We start from the raw sequence: 17,572 nt of genomic DNA on the forward strand, positions 1-17,572 counted from the left end.
CGCACCTCAGTTTATGTCGATTCTGGAGGCCGTCATTTTGATCTTGTCTTCCTTTTCGATAATGAGATTGGTACCCTTCAGTGTGATAGTGCCGTCTGGCTGCAGACGGACTTCCGACTTTCCGCAGCGAAACAGTATCTCCTCATGGGCATCGATGATCTTGGTTGACCCGACCACTTCGCTTGAAGCGCCAGCGGCACTTTCATAAATCGCACCACCTACATTCAAAGTGTGTATACCACCAACCGAGACAATATTTGCGGCTCCGACCGTAAGAGTTGCCGCACCCAGCGCATTTATGGACATCGCACCTGAAGCGTTAATCGTGTAATTCCCAAAGCCACTCATGGAAGACATTGTCTTTGCAAGGAAATAGCCGGCATCACGAATGCCGAATGTACTGGCGGCAAGCGCGCCACGTACCACACCGCCGCCAACTCCTGTTCCGACGTTAAGCGTCACGTTCTGGCCGACATGGGTCATCTGGCTAGACTGAACTTCTGTAAGATGGGCGCCACCCACGGATGTAATCTTGTTGACATCAACACGTTCCGTCGCATGGTTCAGCACTTTGACCGTCATATCCTTTTGGGCGTGCACAAATATCTCCTCCAGCCCAGCCTCATCTTCAAACGTCAGCTCATTAAACTTCTGCGTTGATTTCCCCTTATGCGTATTGGTCCGAAACACGCTCTTGGTCTTATTCGCCGGCAAATCATACGGTACTTGATTGTTCGTATTCGGCACGACGCCTGTCACCAGCGGTCTATCCGGGTCGCCGTCGATATAGGCGATCATGACTTCCATGCCGATGCGGGGGATGACCTGGGAGCCCCAGAGGCCGCCGGCCCAGCTTTGGGAAACGCGGATCCAGCAGGTGTCGGAGCCGTCCTTTTTGGCGCGTCTGTCCCAGGGGAACCAGGCTTTGATCCGGCCGTATTGGTCAGGATGAATTTCCTCCCCCGAGGGGCCTGCGACAATGGCCACCTGCGCGCCTTCGATGCGCGGGCGTTTGGTGGTACGATGCGGGGTTAAGGGGATACGGGACGGGATGGCCTCGAATTCGTTGATATATTCCGGCTGATTTTCCGTGGTCTCATAGGAGCGATCCACCACCCAATGGGTGATGCGGGTTATCACATGCTCTTCGTATTTGTGTTCCGGGTGCGGTTCTTCATAGGGGTTGAAGCGTCGTCCCGGTTCCAGCACACGCACGGTCGACTGGCCTTTGATCCGCTCGTGATCCGCCTGTGTCGCCTGAGCGCGCAATTTGCCGACGCGCTCCATTTCGGTGTAATCTGCGGCGCGGGCGGGGTAGTTGTAAAGCTCGCGCTTGGCATTGCCCGGCAACTCCACGAGAGAAGGAGTCTGTGAGCGTGGAATGAAGTTCGGCGTTTCAAAATTCCAGTCGGCATCGACCCGTTGGCCGGGAACATAGCTGAAGCGCCGCATCCATTCGGTGATGTGGTTGCGGTCGGAAGAGCCTTGGGCGATGCGTACGGTGTCATCGTCTTCCGCGCTGGCCGAGGCCTTTGACCAGGCAATCTGGTGGTCTGTCACTTTCAGGCGATGGATGCCCTTATCATGTTGAAACCAATAGAATATTCCATCTTCTTCCAACCGGCGAAGCAGGTAGTCGAGGTCACTCTCCTGCCATTGGACAGAATAGCCTTGTGCCGGTGGCTTGTTCTGTAGAAAGCCGATATCCGGCTGCGGCAGGCCATGTTCGGAAAACAGCGTTTCCATCACCTGGATCGATGTCATATCCAGCCAGATCCGGCAATCGGAGCGGCGCGACAGCAGCCACATCTGCGGACGGATGGTGAGCGTGTAGGAGCGTAACCCACGTGTGACCGGCGGGCCTTCCTCAAGATCGGTCACCAAGCCATTGAACGGGCGGCGCAGGCCATCCTCGCCCAGTTCGCCCTGGCGGATTTCAAGGGAAATATCGACCAGCTTGCCAATAAGCTCTTCCGGTTTGACCGCTTCACGCTTGGCGCGGACATGCAGGGTGATTTCGAACAGACGATTGACGCCCTCATCCACCTTCATCCGCTCCGGCAGCAATTGATCCTCACCCAGCGGAGAGGAGACCTTTAAAACGCGGCTGGCCTGAATGAAATCGGCAGTCAATATATCGTCGAACATCGTAAGGCCCCCAGGATTGCGTCTTAAAATATCAAATGCAATATCGATGGCCCGCCCGAACTGTTTCAAACACGCCATTCCTATGGCGAAATTAGACTAGTCTTACAAAAGGTCAAGGTTTTGGTTGTGTTGCCGGATATGTTTGTTTTTTCAGTTGCGAGTGATCATCTGTGGACGGAAAGGGCGATGCAGAATTGCGCAAAGTCTACTGCATAATTCCTTAAATCGGAATCGATTTAAGGAGAAAATTATGCAGCAAATTTAAAGTGTTACAGCGTCCTTTGTGCGTTTATAAAACGCACGGCGCTGTAACCGGCCAGCGTCTCGCCAGCATTGATCTTGACGACGTCTTCCCCGATAAAAACGATGACATAGCCGCCGACCGCCTCCGCGTCGGCTGCCCAGCGGCGCAACGCGCTGGCATAGGGTTCGTGACGCCACACCTGCGGAAAGGCCGGGTCGACCAAGACCGTGATTTGCGGACCCTGAGTGTAGACCATCATCTTTGCCTTGGCCGGTTCCCATTCCGGGCCAAGACTGTCGCTTGTCATCCAAAGACAGAGAAAGTCTCGGCAGAGCTGCGGTCTGTCGGGGTAGATCGCGCAGCCTTTCTCGGCTGTGCAGTGGAGGCACCAGGTATTGGCCGGTTTTGCTAAGGCGTCGATATCCGGCAGACGGCAACAGAGCGTGCAGGTGCCGCAAGTGCGAACGGGCAGGGCTGCCGGGGCTGGGGACATGTCGAGGGGCATGAGGCGGTTTTTGCAGCTTTGAGACGGAAAACCTGCCGTAGCATAAGGCAACCGCTCACGCCATGCACCTCACCCTAATACCCAGGCTCGAAGATCCTGACGCATCCTCGCCTTGAAGGCATTGCAAATATCTCAAATGCATCAGACGCTTGAGATATTTGCAAAAGGAATACCAAGAGTCATTTTCAATGACCCTTTGTATAAAACGATTGTCCGGGTGAGGCGGGGTCGTGTCTTCGCTTATGCCGCTGCGTATTCGGGGCGCTTTTGGGAGATCGGTCCGGCTGCCGATTGATAGAGCTGGCCGAAGCGATTGGCGAGAAAGGCGTCGAGGCTGATTTCCTCCTGACGCACGAAGCCGGATTGCGGCAATGCACCCTCAGCCAGGAGGTCCAGCACGGCGCAGATGCCAGCGGCGGTGGTGATCTGGATGGCGCTCATTTTCCTGTCCGCTACAGTCCCGGCATAGACCTTGTTGGCATAGGTCTCCTGCATATAGCGCCCTTCGCGCCAGCCGCAGACGGTCACGAAAATCACAACCACATCCTGCATGGTGGCGGGCAGGGCGTTTTCAAACAGGTCCTTCAGCACGTCGCGGCGATTCTTCAGGTTGAAATCGTTGAGCAGCGCCTTGATGATCGCCTGATGGCCGGGGTAGCGGATGGTGCGGTAATTCATCGTCCGTACCCGGCCTTCCAGGGTTTTCGCCAGCGTGCCGAGGCCGCCTGACGTGTTGAAGGCTTCATAGGTCACGCCATCAAGCGAAAATTCCTCACGCTCTTCCATGGCCGGTACGCTGATCATCTGGCCCTCGACAATGGCTTCGCAGGGTTCGATATATTCGTTGATCAAGCCGTCCGTGCTCCAGGTGAGGTTATAATTCAGCGCATTGGACGGGTATTGCGGGAGCGCACCGACCCGCATCCGCACGCTGTCCAACGTCTCGAAGCGCTGTACCAGATCATGGGCTACGATGGAAATGAAGCCGGGGGCAAGGCCGCATTGGGGGATGAAGGCGGTGCGCGCACCCTCAGCCAGTGCCTCGACCTTTTTCGTGGTCGCCACGTCTTCGGTCAGGTCGAGGTAATGGCAGTTGCTGCGTGCCGCGCTTTCGGCAATCGCGCTGGTCATGTGAAAAGGGGCGGCAGAGAGAACCGCAAACTGACCGTGAAGATGGGCATCCAAGGCTTTGCTGTCGGTAATGTCGACCAAAGCTGTGGCGATACCGGGGTGAGCGGCAAGCTTTGCCAATTGCTCTGGGCTGCGGTCGGCGACTGTCACCCGGTAATCGCCGGTCTCTGCCAGAAGATGGGCAATTGCCCCGCCGATCTTGCCCGCGCCAATGATGAAAATGTTTTTCATGGTCGTTCCCCTTGATGCTTTGAGGCATTCAGTTTGTGTCCAGTGCCTGTCGATTCACAGTGGCAGATTGCGCAATTTCACCTATAGTTTTGAGCAATATGATAAAGGGATTGGACAGAATGCAGGTCTCCGACAAGGACCGCGAATTGCTGGCGCTGCTGGGTGAAAATGCCCGCATGCCGGTGGCAACGCTGGCGCGACGGCTTGGCCTGTCGCGCACCACGGTGCAGGCGCGGTTGGAACGGCTGGAGCGGGAAGGGGTAATTGCCGGTTACGGCCTGCGGCTATCGGACGCCTATCAAAGCGGGCTGATCCGCGCCCATGTGATGATCACCATGGCACCCAAAGCATTGACCCGCGTCACGGCAGAGCTTGCCGCCATCCCGCAGGTCACGGCGCTGCATTCCGTCAACGGTCCCTACGACCTGATCGCTATGCTGGCGGCGCCATCAATCCAGGAGCTGGATCGACTGATTGACCTTATTGGGGAACTGTCGGGGGTGGAGCGGACGCTGTCGTCGATTATTCTATCGACGCGGATCGCACGGTGAGCGTCTCCGGTTGGATCAGGAGTTCTGACTCAGAGACCGGCGGCTTTGCGCAGATCCTCATTCATCCGGCTTTGCCATCCCTTGCCGGTGGATTTGTAGTGCTGGATGATTTCGGGATCAAGGCGTACGGAAATCTGCTGCCGTGGACTTTCAATAGTCGGGCGGCCCCGCTTGGCTTTTTCGCGGTCAATACTTGCGGCCAATTCAGGAAAGGCTGCACGGAATGGGCGTCCTTTTGACCTCTGCGCTTCTGACAGTTCCGGATTGTCAGGGTCAGAGGCAATTCGCTTTTGAATTTCAGCTTCTTCCTCATCCGTCAGAGGCCGTTTCGAGGAAAATTGGGTGGGCATCAGAGTTTCCTTTCCTTCCGGCTGGCAACGCGCATGGAAATGATCGAAATTGCTTCAGATCCAAGTGTGCGGAAGACGACTGCGGCGATGATTTGGCCTTTAAATTCTCCGATTGCCAATGATCTGCCTTGCTTGGCGGGATAGACTGTGGACCCTTCGAAAAAATCGAGCGTCAGATCGGCAAAATCAAGACCGTGCTTTTCGATATTGCTCGCCCGCTTGACCTCGTCATAGGCAATTTTCATTATTTAATGTATCACATTTAATATGCAGATCAAGTGTGCTGGCGCCGCAGCTTTCGCGGCACCTCAAAAGTATCGGCGAGATCCTTCATCTCCCGCCGATGCTGTCAGCTTCTCTTACTTCGCCCTTGCGTCCAGCACCCGGTTGGCTGCCGAGACGATGGCTTCCAGCGAGGCGGTGACGATGTTCTGGTTGATACCAGCACCGAACAGCCGTCCGCCGGGGTGGTCCATTTCCACATAGGCGATGGCTGCGGCGTTGGAGCCGTGTTGCAGGGAGTGCTCGGAATAATCGCGCACCGAAATTTCGATGCCCAGATAGGTGGAGAGCGCGTTGACGAAACCGTCAATCGGGCCGTTACCCTTGCCTTCGATCCGCTTCACTTCGCCGCCATCGGTGATTTCGGCGGCGACGATCCGCACGCCCTTGGTGGCCGTGTCAGGGTAGGTGTGGTGATCGACGAATTTCAGCCGGGCGTCGGGCTGGTCGATATAGCGGCTGATGAAGCTGTCATAGATCCGCTTGGAGGGCAGTTCCACGCCTTCTTCATCGGTAATGCGCTGGATTTCCTCGCGGAACTCCACCTGCAGGTTGCGCGGCAGGTTGATGCCGTAATCCTGTTGCAGGATATAAGCGATGCCGCCCTTGCCCGATTGCGAGTTGATGCGGATGATCGCTTCATAGGATCGACCGACATCCTGCGGGTCGATCGGCAGATAGGGCACTTCCCAGACCGGGGTATTGGCCTTTTTCACTGCCTTCATCCCCTTGTTGATCGCATCCTGATGCGAGCCGGAAAAGGCCGTATAGACCAGTTCGCCAACATAGGGATGGCGCTCCGGAATGGTCATTTCATTGGCATATTCATAGACATCCTTGATGCGCTCGATCTGCGAGCAGTCCAGCTCCGGATCGATACCCTGGGTGTACATGTTCAGCGCCAGCGTCACCACATCGACATTGCCGGTGCGCTCGCCATTGCCAAACAGCGTGCCTTCTACCCGGTCGGCACCTGCCATCAGCGCCAGTTCGGTGGCGGCGATGCCGGTGCCGCGGTCGTTATGCGGATGCAGCGAGATGATGACGTTTTCGCGGTTGTCGATATTGCGGCACATCCACTCGATCTGGTCGGCATAAATGTTCGGCGTCGCCATTTCCACAGTCGAGGGCAGGTTGAGGATCAGCTTGTTGTCGGCGGTCGGCTTGATCTCGGCAATCACAGCGTTGCAGATCTCCAGCGCCACGTCCAACTCGGTGCCGGTAAAGCTTTCCGGCGAATATTCGAACCGGTAGCCGCCGCCAGCCTTGGTGGCCATGTCGATAATCATTTTCGCCGCATCGACGGCGATCTGTTTAATGCCGGGAACGTCCTTGGCAAACACCACGCGGCGTTGCAATTCCGAGGTCGAGTTGTAGAAGTGGATGATCGGCTTATGCGCGCCTTCCAATGCCTCGAAGGTGCGGGTGATCAGCTCCGGGCGGCATTGCACCAGCACTTGCAGGGAGACGTCATCGGCCACATTACCCTGCTCGACGCACCAGCGGGCAAAGTCGAAATCGGTCTGCGAGGCCGAGGGAAAGCCGATCTCGATTTCCTTGAAGCCCATGTCCAGCAGCAGTTGGAACATTCTTGCCTTGCGGTCGTGGCCCATTGGGTTGACCAGCGACTGGTTGCCGTCGCGCAGGTCAACCGAACACCAGATCGGCGCCTGGGTGATGGTTTTGCCCGGCCATGTACGGTCGGAAATGTCGATCTGCGGGTAGGGCCGGTATTTGTTTGCCGCGTCGGGCATGCCCTTTTTGACGGAATTGGTCTTCAACATGTTCGCTCTCTTCTCATCCCGAATATGCCCGGCTTATAGCGGTTCGAATGCCGCTTGCGAATGCAAAATTCGGCCCCTTCAGGGGTCAACGGTCAAAATTGTGGAGTGGTGAGGAGCAATCGCCTGCGACGGCTAACCCGGCCGCCGGGCGCTCCTCAATGGACCCGGCAACCGCGGATAAGGTCGAGAAGAAGAAGCGAGGATAGGGCGCGCAAAGCTGCGGCGCGGCTAAAATTGCCTCGCTGTGCAGTCTTTGTCATGGAATGGCCCAATGTCTTCATGCTTCAATCTATAATCAGCGGTTTCCGGGCTGGCAAGGGCAATTTTCATCAAGGCTGCGGATGACAGTCAGCGTCGCAGCCGGACAGCGAACCGCGTCAGCCCCAGCATGGCCAGACCGCCGATCAATCCCCAGAAGGCGGCGGAAATGCCAAGAAGAGAGATACCCGAGGCGGTGACCAGGAAGGTGACCGCGGCGGCCTCGCGGGTCGTAGGTTCCCGGAAAGCCGAAACGATCGACCCGGAAAAGGCGCCGATCAGCGCAAGGCCCGCGACCGATTCGATCAGGATGGCGGGTGCCAACCCGACGAAGGAGGTGACCACACCGGCCAAAAGCCCAAGCACCAGATAGCCAACGCTGCCGATCATCGCCGCCCAATAGCGCCGCTGCGGATCGGCATGGGCATCATGGCCCGCCGCCATGGCGGCAGTGACGGCGGCGAGATTGATGGCATGGGCGCCAAAGGGTGCTGCAAGAGCGGTGAACAGGCCGGTAATGGTGAAAAGCGGACCCGGCCTTGGATGGTAATCATGCACTTTCAGCACGGCGATGCCTGGAATGTTCTGCGAGGCCATGGTGACGATGAACAGTGGCAATGAGATGGAAACCATCGACGCGAATGTGAACGTCGGCATCACGAATGCGACCGGCGGCACGAAGGAGGCGCCCAGTGCCGTGAATGCGCCGTCGGGCAGGGGAACGGCGAATACCAGAACCAGAACGAAGGCGGCAAGAGCGGCGGGAACGGCAAAGAGCCGGTTGATGGTGCCGACAATCGCCCAGGCCAGCAGGATCGGCAGGCCAAGCAGCGGGCTTTCTTCGATGGCCTTGAACGGCGCAAAGCAAAGGCCGACAATCACCCCTGATAGCATGGCATTGGCAAGCGGGGCGGGAATGGCGCCGATGGCCCGGCCAAGCGGCTTGAACAGCCCGGCAATGACGATCAGCGCTGCGCAGACCAGAAACGCCCCGACCGCCGCTGAAAAGCCGCCTTGCGGCACGCCAGCTGTCACCAGCAGGGCGGCACCCGGCGTCGACCAGGCAATGGAAATCGGCATCCGCGTCTTGAGGCAGACGATAAGACCGCAAATCCCCATGGCAACCGACAGCGCCATCAGGCCGGAAGCCGCCTGAAGATCGCTGGCGCCAACCCCTTTCAGCCCTTGCAGGATAACGGCGAAGGAACTGGCAAAGCCGACAAAGGCGACCAGAAGCCCCATGAACAGGCTTTGCGGCGAGAATTCTTTCAGCATGCGGATGGTCCCGGCCACAGTATCGATCCGGCTGGAACATCAGGTTTTAATGAAACACGCAAGGCTGAGATGAGTAAAACGGGTACGTATCGAAACACATTTGTGATGGCAGGCACATAAAACAAAACCCCGCCGGATTGCTCCGACGGGGCCATATCTTCATGGTTGTAAAATCAGATTTCCGACTGGCTTTCAACGATCTTCGAAACCAGGCCGTAGTCCTTGGCTTGTTCAGCCGAGAGCCAGTAATCGCGGTCGATGTCCTTGGCGATCTTTTCTTCCGTCTGGCCGGTGGCCTTGGAGAAGATCTTGATCAGCCGCTCGTTCATCTTGATGATTTCGCGGGCCTGGATTTCGATATCCGATGCCATGCCGCGTGTGCCGCCCGAGGGTTGGTGCAGCAGGAAGCGGGTATTGGGCAGGCAAAGGCGCTGCTCCTTCGGCACCGAAACATAGATCAGCGCGCCAGCGGAGGCGACCCAGCCGGTGCCGATGATCCAGACCTTCGGCTTGATGAACTTGATCATGTCATGGATCGAATCGCCCGATTCGACATGGCCGCCTGGAGAATTGACGTAGACGCGGATGTCGTCGTCGCTGGCGGCAGCCAGAGCCACCAGTTGCGTGCAGACCTTCTGCGCCAGTTCCTGGGTGATCCCGCCATAGATGAAGATCGAACGCGACTTGAAAAGATTCGCTTCCGTTTCCTTGCCGAGCGGCAGTTCCTTGCTCTTGTCGTCGTCTTCTTCGTTCATTCGGCAATTCCTCATTTGCGTTTTGCTCACCAGAACCGACCGCGTCCTGGCCATCACAATGACCGATAGGCTGCGGACGGGACGCTTACCACTTCCTATGCAAATAGTGCTTATCAAGGCTTAAAACAATGCCGGAAAAAGGCAAGCGTGGACGCAGTGAACAGGAAGTTGATCCTGTATATCGATTTTTCAGCGCCTCGGTTCGGCAACTGGGATTGGGGATATCGGCGGCTCAGCCCGACAATCTCTGGTTATGCGTCAGGGAGACCTCGCTGGTATCACCCGTCAAAGCATAGCGCTCCCAGTCCAGCACCCAGGCCCCTGGCGCACCGGAAATCGAAAACAGATTATAGGCGGCCTGCGGCTTTTTGCTGCCCGGCCCCTGGCTGGCCGAGGCAATACCCACAACCGGTACGGGGCCATGGCGATTGCGCAGCCAGTTCAGGGTGTTGAGATGGGTATGGCCGTGCAGCACCAGTTCGGCCCCGCCCAGCGAGATCGCTGCGGCAAAGCGGCGGATGCCGATCATCCGCTTGTGCTGCGAGGCGGCACCCCGAACAGGGGGATGATGGATCAGCACCACCCGGAACAGGCCCTCTTCGCCCGCCTGGCGCAGCAATTGGGCGGTTTCACGGGCCTGGCGCGAGCTGAAATAGCCGCTGGCGGAAAAGGGCGGGGTGGCGATGGAGGTTGAGCAACCGATCAGCCCCACCGGTCCCCGGCGACGAAAAGTCGGCCAGAGCTTGAAATCCTTGCGCCAGATTTCCGGGTCCGTGTCGCCGCGCACATAGTCATACCAGGCATGCATTGCCTTTTCGTGGGCGCCGGGCACATAAGCATCATGATTGCCCGGCACGACCGATGTCGTGGCGGGCGGGCCAACCGTGCGCAGCCATTCAGCGGCCTTGTTGATCTCTAACCCGGAAGCCAGGTTGACGAGATCGCCGGTAACGGTCAGATGGTCGGGTGCCCTGGCGTGAATATCGGCCACCAGCGCCTCCAGCGTGCCGGAGACCATATGCTTTGCCCGGTTGCGGTGCCAGTTGACGTAACCTGTGATGCGCTTCGATGCCAGTTCTCGAAAGGTGAGCTGCGGCATGGGTCCCAGATGGATATCGGATATATGGGCGAGTTTGAACATGAACCTTATCTATACTTTCCGGGCAGCGGGGCAAGCGCGATGACACTGTATCCATCAGGGTCTCAACCGGATGACAGCCGGTTGGGTTCCGTGAAAAAACTGCTGGTGCGGCTGTTGCACGTTTATTTTGCCATCACGCGCGGCATGACGCTTGGGGTGAGGGCCGCATGTTTCGATGAAGAGGGACGGATTTTCCTGGTGCGGCACACCTATCTCCCCGGCTGGTATATGCCCGGCGGCGGCGTGGAGCGCGGCGAAACCGCGAGCCAAGCGCTGGAAAAGGAATTGCGGGAAGAGGGCAATCTGGTGATGATCGCGCCGCCCGTTCTGTTGCAATCCTACCTGAACCGCACCGCCAGTCGCCGCGATCATGTGTTGTTTTACCGCACCCTGGTGCGCCAGACCGCGCCGCGCCTGCCGGACCTGGAAATCGCCGAATCGGGCTTTTTCCCCCTCGATGCTCTCCCTGAAGGAATCACACCCGCGACCCGGCGGCGCCTGGCAGAGTTAGTCACGGACGGGCCTTACGCCGATTTCTGGTGAAGAAAGGGAAGGTCCGGGCCGACCGGTATGATGCCTGTCGGGTTGATGGTCTTGTGGCTGCCGTAGTAATGGCGCTTGATATGGTCGATATTGACGGTCTCAGCCACGCCCGGCCAGTGGTAGAGCGCCGACAGATAGGCCGATAGCGCCGGATAATCGGCAATGCGGCGGATGTTGCATTTGAAATGGCCGACATAGACCGCATCGAACCGCACCAGCGTGGTAAACAGCCGCCAGTCCGCCTCGGTCAGTGTATCACCGATCAGGAACCGGCTGGAGGAAAGCCGTTGTTCCAGCATGTCCAGGGTTTCAAACAGCGGTGCAATCGCTTCTTCATAAGCCTCTTGCGTGGTGGCGAAACCGGCCTTGTAGACGCCGTTATTGACGGTGTCGTAGATGCGGTCATTCAATGCGTCGATCTCATCACGCAGCGGTTCGGGATAGAAATCTTTGATATCCCCTGTCAGCGCATTGAAGGCGGAGTTGAACATGCGGATGATCTCGGCGGATTCGTTGGAGACCACGGTATTCAAATGCTTATCCCAAAGGACGGGCACCGTGACCCGGCCGCTATACTGCGGATCGGCCTTGAGATAGACCTGCCAGAGATAATCCGCACTGAACAGATCGTCGCCCGTGGCCGCACCATCCTGCTGAAACGTCCAGCCGTTTTCCAGCATCAGCGGATGGACGACGGAAACCGAAATCAACTCTTCCAGCTTTTTCAGTTGGCGGAAAATCAGCGTGCGATGCGCCCAGGGGCAGGCCAGCGACACATAGAGATGGTAGCGCCCGGCCTCAGCCTTGAAGCCGCCACTGCCGCTCGGCCCCGGTGTGCCATCGGCGGTCAACCAATTGCGAAACCGGCTGGCTGAACGCTGGAAATGCCCTTTGGTGGCTTTCGTATCGTACCAGGCGTCGCTCCAGACGCCATCAACCAACATGCCCATCGGCTCTCTCCTTCTATCGCTGTTTCGAATTTCCGTTGTTCTTATATGCGGTGCTGGCGAGAAATTGCGATGATTTGGCCGATGAACAGTGTGTTTTGGTAGCTACAGCGCCGTGCGCCACATATGGCGCACGGCGCTGTAGCTTCTTATATTTGTTGCATAATTCTTTAAACCGATTACGGTTTAAAGAATTATGCAATAGCATCGGACCGAGTGGTGGAAACTGTTTTTCTGCACGATGCTATAGACGGTCGAAAAATTTGTTGTTATGCAAATTCCAATCGAAATTGGACAGTGATCCCATGACCTTCTGCCGGAACCTGCGACGACGCTGATGCTCTCGGCCATCCCTGTGATGGTTTGAACACTCCTGCGCAATTCGCTATACGGTTCCGGTCTTCATGCAAAAGCACGATCTCGTCTACCTCACTGAGGATGCGTCTCACGACGCCATTATCGAACTCATCAACGCGGAAGCTTTCGGCCCTGGCCGGTTCACACGAGCCGCTGCCCGTATCCGGGAACAAGGCCCGCATGATCGCACGCTATCCTTCGTCTGCGCCGACCAGGGCGAAACCATTGCCTCGGTGCGCATGACCCCGGTGCTGGCCGGAACAGTCAAAGGCCATATGCTCGGCCCGCTCGCTGTGCGTCCCTCCCATAAATGCCTGGGCATTGGCCGGGAACTGGTGCGCATCGCCATTGAAGCCGCCCGGCGGAACGGCTCCGAAGCAGTGATCCTGATCGGCGATCCGCCATACTATATGCCGCTCGGCTTTGAAAAAATCGCTTACAATGCCTTGTCATTCCCCGGTCCGGTTGATCCCGGTCGGGTGCTGGTGGTGCCGCTGGCTGAGGATGTGCATGCCCGGCTGAAGGGCGTGATTGGCTGGCGCGATAACCAAGATGTCGTTGCTCTTGATAGCGTCGAAGATGTCGATGACTGCGAGCCCTTGCGTCTGGCTGCAAACGGCTGAAACGCTGTCAGGAGACATATAGTGTTACAGTACCGTGCTTTTCTAAAAGCCACGGTACTGTAAACGCCATTGTTCGTGGTCTTCGAGACGATCGGGCGTCATACTGACGCCACTATCCTAAAGCCTCGAAACGATAGGCCTTCGCTTCTTTCCTGATGGAACCGACACCCGGAAAGGGCAGGTGCGCGGCGGCAATCAGATAGCCTTCGCTTGCCGCCTGTTCGAAAACCTGCGCCCGCGCCTTGGCGGCATTGGTCTGATCATAATCGAAATCGATGGTGATAGAGGGATCGCGAAACTGCACGTTTTCGCCATGGACGATATCGCCGACGAACAGCATGGCCTTGCTCTCGCTCTCAAACCGGATCGCCAAATGACCGGGCGTGTGACCGGCACGTAATGTGGCGCTGAAACCGGGGAGGATCGGCCCGTTATCGTCAAAAATCGTCAGCCGTCCCTCGGCCTCATACGGGTCAAGGCAAAGATGCGCCCGACCGATTTGGCCCTTAACCCGCTCCGTCACATCAGGCGCATCGGCGGCCCCCGGCGATAGCCAAAAACCTGTTTCCGTGCGTCCGGCGTGGACAATGGCGTTGGGGAAAATCGGCGCACCATCGCGCACCAGCCCGCCGGTATGGTCAGCATGAATATGGGTGAGAATGATGTCGTCGATATCGGCGGGACTGAGGCCAAGTGCTGCCAGCCCAGCGGAAAGCTTGCCGTGATCAGGCCCGAGAAGCTGGCCCGAACCAGTGTCGATCAACACGATCCGTTCAGGGGTTTTGATGAGGAAGCAGTTGACGGACAGCGAGGTCGCGGCATCTGCAAACCCCTCCGCGACAGGCTCGCCATTGCGGCGATAAAGCTTGCCGACATCGGCGGTCAGAATGCCATCCTGAAGGGCGAAGATCTGCGCTGCTCCAAGTGTGAAGTGATAGGGGGACATGGAGAGTTCCTTGGACAGGGGGACAAGCGAATATCGAGGCTTACAGCTGTTTTCTCATCCAGGTGACGCTGTAACTCTCTGCCGGGTCTGCCAGACTGCCAAATGTTTCATACCCCAGTTTTTCATAGAGCCGTCGGGCAGTTGGATTCATGGTATCCACTATAGAAGCTTTGCATCCTCGCCTTCTGCCTTCGCCTTCGGCCAGCATAAGCAACTGACTGGCAAGCCCCTGACCGCGACGATATTCGGGGACAAACAACAATTTAGTATAAAGCCAGGCTCTACCTGTGTATCCGATTAAACCGCCATCAACGATTCCATCCCGGTCTTTAAGCGGGATGAAAAGTTTTCGTCGTAGACTGAGATGTTCTCTGTTAAAATCGAGTATTGCCGTTTCAATGGTTTCAAGGGCGTCTTCGGGCACGTCATCAAAAATCTCAAGCACCAATTTGTCCATCGCCGTCCCTCATGCCGCTACAGAGCTGCAATCACCACCGCTTCACCATCATCGTAAGCGCAAAGTTGTCGATAAAATGCTCAATTGTCCCGAAAACCTCATAGCCATATTTTTGATAGGCCTTTGTCGCAACCGGATTGGCGGTTTGAATATGCGCGCCTTTGCAACCACGCTTGCACGCCTCATTCTCTGCCAAAGCCAGCAATTTTCCTGCAAGGCCTTGGCCACGAAGCGCTTCTGGAATGAACATAATGTCGATATCCAGCCAGCCTCTGGCGGTGCGCCCAATCAATCCGCCCAAAATCTCCCCATCATGATGCTCAATGGGGATAAACAGGCTTTTATGACCACCCGTTTTACCAAACATCACATCATTATGAGCTGTCAGCCAGCCGGAGATCAGGGTTTGGGTGTCGGACGGCACCTCATCCAAAACTGCAAGCGAAATATCGTTCGTCATCGCAAATCTCATTTATGTTTATAAAATAACCAAATTATCCCATGAGCTAACAAAAGAGCAACAAGAGCGAGAGGAACTTGCAGAACTGCTCCAGCACTGAGGAGCAGTAACAGATCATAGCCAGAGAAAATCACCTTCTCAATGACATAGTGAGCAAACCAGACACCTGAAGGAAAAATCAAAAATGCAGCAGTCCAGCCGCCAGGCAGCGGATTTTTCGTGAAAATCACGTTTGCGATGTGACTGATGGCATTCGCGAAAATGGCAGCATAGCTCAATGTGAACAGCGTGAATGCAAGATGGCTTCCCGTCCATAGCAGCCAAGCGGCGAGCATCAAAAATGCAATCGATAATAGTGTTACAGCAACACAAAACGGATATGTTTTGTACCACCGTACAAGCCGGGTTGACCGGCTTTTTTCAGCCCAAATCGCAATACCACGTGCCTCTTCAACATTATGCAGAACAAATATCAAAACCGCAGCCCACACAAAAAACGGCGGTATTGAACTCATCACCGTCCCTCGCGCCACCACATGGCCGAAACCGCAAACAGCAGCAGGGCCAATCCGCCGAAACCGGCAAACAGGGGCAAGGTGTCCACGCCTTTCAGCAGGGTTTCGCTGGTCATGCGGATCGCCATGCGTTCGCCGTCGCTGCTGCGGACCGGGCCGCTGACGGGCAGGATGTCCGGAACGGATACACCGCTGGCGCCGGCATCCAGTCGCCGGATCAGCCCGTGGGTGGCGTCCGATACCGGTTTCATAATGTCAGGGGTGGAGATCATCGCCTTGAATTCCGGCGCATCGACAGCGCCGATATGGACGAGGGTGGAAAACTCGCCATTGGTGATGGTGAACAGACCGGTTTCCGCCATCCGCTGCTCCGTCGTGAAGCGGCCCGGTTCGGTCTGGGTCAGGGTCACGTCCTGCACCTTGCCGGAGGGGCTGGTGATCGTGGCGGGGCCGGGGTCATTGCCGATGGTCTGGCGGGTAATGGTCAGCATCCGGCCATTGGCGCGGGCCGTCAGTGCTTCTTCCTCCAGCTCGGGTTCTTTCATCAGCCAATGGGCGATGCGGCGGTAAAGCGCCACATGCGGGCCGCCGCCTTCAAAGCCGCGCGCCCAGAGCCAGCCCTGATCGGACAACAGCATGGCGACGCGGCCTTGGCCTGCGCGGTTCAGCACCAGCAACGGCTTGTCATTGGCGGTCATGACCGTTTCGCCCTGCGGCGGATCGACATCGACGCTGCGGAACCAGCGGCCCCAATGCGGCGGCTCGGTGCTGGCGCCATCGAGATCGCGGGTCACGGGGTGTTTCTTGCCAATCTCCGATAGGCGCGGATAAAAGCCGCCCTCCTGCATATTGCCGGTAGGCGCTGCCGGCAGAACCGAGGCCAGCGGGGTCATAGCGATCGAATCCTGACCGGCATGTTCGGGGCCAGCCGCAATCAGCAGCGCGCCGCCCTTGCGCACATATTCGGCGATGTAATCATAGTAGAGGATCGGCAGCACGCCGCGATGCTGGTAGCGGTCGAAGATGATCAGATCGAAATCATTGATCTTCTCAACAAACAGCTCGCGGGTCGGAAAGGCGATCAGCGACAGCTCGTTGATCGGGGTGCCATCCTGCTTTTCCGGTGGTCGTAGAATGGTGAAATGCACCAGATCCACCGAGGCATCGGATTTCAGCAGGTTGCGCCAGGCGCGCTCACCGGCATGCGGTTCGCCGGAGACCAGCAGCACCCGCAGGTTCTGGCGGATGCCGTCGATCAGATGCACGGTCTTGTTGTTGGTTTCCGTTACTTCACCGGGCAGGCCGGAGACGGAAAATTCCAGCACATTGCTACCGGCACGCGGTACGGCAAAGGAATAGGGCGTTTCCGCACCCGGCACAGCGGCAAACGAACCGTCATCCTGGCCGTTGATCCGCACGGTGACGGTGGCGGGCTGGCGGCCCTTCACCCCTTCATCGATCACCCGCAGCGACATGTCCTGGTTCTGGCCGACAATGCCGAAGCGGGGGGCGCGCACCACTTCGATGCGCCTGTCGAATTCATTGGCCTTGCCGGTCAACAGCGTGTGGACCGGGGCGTCCATGCCCAGCGTCTTCAAGTTGGACGGCACATCATGCACCTGCCCATCGGTGATGAAGATCGCGGCACCAACCCGTGCTGGCGGCACGTCGGATATCGTAGAGGACAGCGCTTCAAACAGCCGGGTCGATGGCGTGTCGGCGTTTGCCGGCGTCGAGGCCTCGACAATGCGGGGTTCGATGCCGGGGAAGCGGGCCAGCTTGTCCTTGACGCCCTGCAAGGCCTGATCGGTCATCGCCTTGCGGCTGGCGATATCGGTTTGGCTCTGGCTGCGGTCAACGATCACAGGCACGACGGTCGAAAGCTTGTCGCGGTTTTCCGACAGAAGCTGCGGATTGGCGAGAGCGGCGATCAATGCGGCAAAGGCGACCAGCCGGATCGTTGCGCCGCGTATGCCACGGCGAAAGCCGATAGCCGCGACGGCCAGCGCCAGCAATGCCAGCGCAGCCAGCGCCCAGAGAGGCAGGAAGGGAGAGAAGGAAAGGCTCAT

Annotated in this window: 18 protein-coding genes; 3 read left to right on the plus strand and 15 right to left on the minus strand. The window is 57.5% G+C overall.

Going from position 1 to position 17,572, the window contains the following annotated elements; translation table 11 throughout:
- Positions 1–6: 6 nt before the first annotated feature.
- The 3 genes from tssI to V6582_RS16145 form a co-directional block, all read right to left on the minus strand.
- Complete coding sequence (gene tssI, locus V6582_RS16135; RefSeq protein ID WP_156630903.1) at positions 7–2,148, minus strand: type VI secretion system tip protein TssI/VgrG; 2,142 nt, start codon at positions 2,146–2,148, stop codon at positions 7–9.
- A 269-nt stretch (positions 2,149–2,417) separates the two neighbouring features.
- On the minus strand, positions 2,418–2,885 hold the full coding sequence (locus tag V6582_RS16140) for a YkgJ family cysteine cluster protein (RefSeq protein WP_234889596.1): 468 nt from the start codon (positions 2,883–2,885) through the stop codon (positions 2,418–2,420).
- A gap of 252 nt (positions 2,886–3,137) precedes the next feature.
- The gene (locus tag V6582_RS16145; RefSeq protein ID WP_156630905.1) at positions 3,138–4,259 is read right to left on the minus strand and encodes a saccharopine dehydrogenase C-terminal domain-containing protein; all 1,122 of its coding nucleotides are present in this window, start codon (positions 4,257–4,259) and stop codon (positions 3,138–3,140) included.
- A 119-nt stretch (positions 4,260–4,378) separates the two neighbouring features.
- Between V6582_RS16145 and V6582_RS16150 the strand changes: the two genes are divergently transcribed.
- Entirely contained in the window at positions 4,379–4,810 is a 432-nt protein-coding gene (locus tag V6582_RS16150) for an Lrp/AsnC family transcriptional regulator (RefSeq protein WP_156630906.1), read from the plus strand.
- 29 nt (positions 4,811–4,839) lie between these two features.
- Here the strand turns inward: V6582_RS16150 and V6582_RS16155 are convergent, their stop codons facing one another.
- The 6 genes from V6582_RS16155 to V6582_RS16180 form a co-directional block, all read right to left on the minus strand.
- Positions 4,840–5,160: a BrnA antitoxin family protein gene (locus tag V6582_RS16155; protein ID WP_156630907.1), complete on the minus strand. Its 321-nt coding sequence runs from the start codon at positions 5,158–5,160 to the stop codon at positions 4,840–4,842.
- Entirely contained in the window at positions 5,160–5,405 is a 246-nt protein-coding gene (locus V6582_RS16160; protein WP_156630908.1) for a BrnT family toxin, read from the minus strand. The genes V6582_RS16155 and V6582_RS16160 overlap by 1 nt, the downstream gene beginning before the upstream one ends.
- Positions 5,406–5,519: 114 nt before the next feature.
- Positions 5,520–7,226, minus strand: coding sequence for a 2-isopropylmalate synthase (gene leuA, locus V6582_RS16165; RefSeq protein ID WP_156630909.1), 1,707 nt, complete (start codon positions 7,224–7,226; stop codon positions 5,520–5,522).
- A 348-nt stretch (positions 7,227–7,574) separates the two neighbouring features.
- A complete protein-coding gene (locus V6582_RS16170; protein ID WP_156630910.1) occupies positions 7,575–8,759 on the minus strand; it encodes a benzoate/H(+) symporter BenE family transporter in 1,185 nt (394 codons plus the stop codon).
- 173 nt (positions 8,760–8,932) lie between these two features.
- Positions 8,933–9,514: an ATP-dependent Clp protease proteolytic subunit gene (locus V6582_RS16175; protein WP_070164160.1), complete on the minus strand. Its 582-nt coding sequence runs from the start codon at positions 9,512–9,514 to the stop codon at positions 8,933–8,935.
- A 232-nt stretch (positions 9,515–9,746) separates the two neighbouring features.
- Positions 9,747–10,655: a metallophosphoesterase family protein gene (locus tag V6582_RS16180; protein ID WP_156630911.1), complete on the minus strand. Its 909-nt coding sequence runs from the start codon at positions 10,653–10,655 to the stop codon at positions 9,747–9,749.
- 39 nt (positions 10,656–10,694) lie between these two features.
- On the opposite strand from V6582_RS16180, the gene V6582_RS16185 reads away from it, so the two are divergent.
- The gene (locus V6582_RS16185; RefSeq protein WP_156630912.1) at positions 10,695–11,198 is read left to right on the plus strand and encodes an NUDIX domain-containing protein; all 504 of its coding nucleotides are present in this window, start codon (positions 10,695–10,697) and stop codon (positions 11,196–11,198) included.
- On the opposite strand, the gene V6582_RS16190 is transcribed toward V6582_RS16185, so the two are convergent.
- The gene (locus tag V6582_RS16190; RefSeq protein ID WP_156630913.1) at positions 11,180–12,148 is read right to left on the minus strand and encodes a glutathione S-transferase family protein; all 969 of its coding nucleotides are present in this window, start codon (positions 12,146–12,148) and stop codon (positions 11,180–11,182) included. The genes V6582_RS16185 and V6582_RS16190 overlap by 19 nt on opposite strands.
- 401 nt (positions 12,149–12,549) lie before the next feature.
- Between V6582_RS16190 and V6582_RS16195 the strand changes: the two genes are divergently transcribed.
- Entirely contained in the window at positions 12,550–13,125 is a 576-nt protein-coding gene (locus V6582_RS16195; RefSeq protein ID WP_156630914.1) for a GNAT family N-acetyltransferase, read from the plus strand.
- A gap of 112 nt (positions 13,126–13,237) precedes the next feature.
- On the opposite strand, the gene V6582_RS16200 is transcribed toward V6582_RS16195, so the two are convergent.
- From V6582_RS16200 to V6582_RS16220, 5 genes are read right to left on the minus strand one after another with little or no spacing between them, the layout of a single operon-like run.
- Positions 13,238–14,071: an MBL fold metallo-hydrolase gene (locus V6582_RS16200; RefSeq protein ID WP_349508889.1), complete on the minus strand. Its 834-nt coding sequence runs from the start codon at positions 14,069–14,071 to the stop codon at positions 13,238–13,240.
- A gap of 40 nt (positions 14,072–14,111) precedes the next feature.
- Positions 14,112–14,528, minus strand: a complete 417-nt coding sequence (locus V6582_RS16205; protein WP_156630916.1) for a GNAT family N-acetyltransferase — start codon at positions 14,526–14,528, stop codon at positions 14,112–14,114.
- A 31-nt stretch (positions 14,529–14,559) separates the two neighbouring features.
- Entirely contained in the window at positions 14,560–14,988 is a 429-nt protein-coding gene (locus tag V6582_RS16210) for a GNAT family N-acetyltransferase (protein ID WP_015916736.1), read from the minus strand.
- 8 nt (positions 14,989–14,996) lie between these two features.
- Positions 14,997–15,503, minus strand: coding sequence for an HXXEE domain-containing protein (locus tag V6582_RS16215; protein ID WP_156534669.1), 507 nt, complete (start codon positions 15,501–15,503; stop codon positions 14,997–14,999).
- On the minus strand, positions 15,503–17,572 hold the full coding sequence (locus tag V6582_RS16220) for a hypothetical protein (RefSeq protein ID WP_156630917.1): 2,070 nt from the start codon (positions 17,570–17,572) through the stop codon (positions 15,503–15,505). Before V6582_RS16220 ends, V6582_RS16215 begins: the two co-directional genes overlap by 1 nt.

The organism is Agrobacterium vitis, from assembly GCF_037039395.1.
GTDB lineage: Bacteria > Pseudomonadota > Alphaproteobacteria > Rhizobiales > Rhizobiaceae > Allorhizobium > Allorhizobium vitis_E.

Bases quoted from the DNA above. Each gene is read 5' to 3' on its own strand.
- V6582_RS16215 (WP_156534669.1), bottom strand. From the start codon at position 15,503: ATGAGTTCAATACCGCCGTTTTTTGTGTGGGCTGCGGTTTTGATATTT.
- V6582_RS16145 (WP_156630905.1), bottom strand. From the start codon at position 4,259: ATGAAAAACATTTTCATCATTGGCGCGGGCAAGATCGGCGGGGCAATT.
- V6582_RS16200 (WP_349508889.1), bottom strand. From the start codon at position 14,071: ATGTCCCCCTATCACTTCACACTTGGAGCAGCGCAGATCTTCGCCCTT.
- V6582_RS16195 (WP_156630914.1), top strand. From the start codon at position 12,550: ATGCAAAAGCACGATCTCGTCTACCTCACTGAGGATGCGTCTCACGAC.
- V6582_RS16220 (WP_156630917.1), bottom strand. From the start codon at position 17,572: ATGAGCCTTTCCTTCTCTCCCTTCCTGCCTCTCTGGGCGCTGGCTGCG.
- V6582_RS16150 (WP_156630906.1), top strand. From the start codon at position 4,379: ATGCAGGTCTCCGACAAGGACCGCGAATTGCTGGCGCTGCTGGGTGAA.
- V6582_RS16155 (WP_156630907.1), bottom strand. From the start codon at position 5,160: ATGCCCACCCAATTTTCCTCGAAACGGCCTCTGACGGATGAGGAAGAA.
- leuA (WP_156630909.1), bottom strand. From the start codon at position 7,226: ATGTTGAAGACCAATTCCGTCAAAAAGGGCATGCCCGACGCGGCAAAC.
- V6582_RS16180 (WP_156630911.1), bottom strand. From the start codon at position 10,655: ATGTTCAAACTCGCCCATATATCCGATATCCATCTGGGACCCATGCCG.
- V6582_RS16175 (WP_070164160.1), bottom strand. From the start codon at position 9,514: ATGAACGAAGAAGACGACGACAAGAGCAAGGAACTGCCGCTCGGCAAG.
- V6582_RS16140 (WP_234889596.1), bottom strand. From the start codon at position 2,885: ATGTCCCCAGCCCCGGCAGCCCTGCCCGTTCGCACTTGCGGCACCTGC.
- V6582_RS16170 (WP_156630910.1), bottom strand. From the start codon at position 8,759: ATGCTGAAAGAATTCTCGCCGCAAAGCCTGTTCATGGGGCTTCTGGTC.
- V6582_RS16190 (WP_156630913.1), bottom strand. From the start codon at position 12,148: ATGGGCATGTTGGTTGATGGCGTCTGGAGCGACGCCTGGTACGATACG.
- V6582_RS16210 (WP_015916736.1), bottom strand. From the start codon at position 14,988: ATGACGAACGATATTTCGCTTGCAGTTTTGGATGAGGTGCCGTCCGAC.
- V6582_RS16185 (WP_156630912.1), top strand. From the start codon at position 10,695: ATGACACTGTATCCATCAGGGTCTCAACCGGATGACAGCCGGTTGGGT.
- V6582_RS16205 (WP_156630916.1), bottom strand. From the start codon at position 14,528: ATGGACAAATTGGTGCTTGAGATTTTTGATGACGTGCCCGAAGACGCC.
- tssI (WP_156630903.1), bottom strand. From the start codon at position 2,148: ATGTTCGACGATATATTGACTGCCGATTTCATTCAGGCCAGCCGCGTT.
- V6582_RS16160 (WP_156630908.1), bottom strand. From the start codon at position 5,405: ATGAAAATTGCCTATGACGAGGTCAAGCGGGCGAGCAATATCGAAAAG.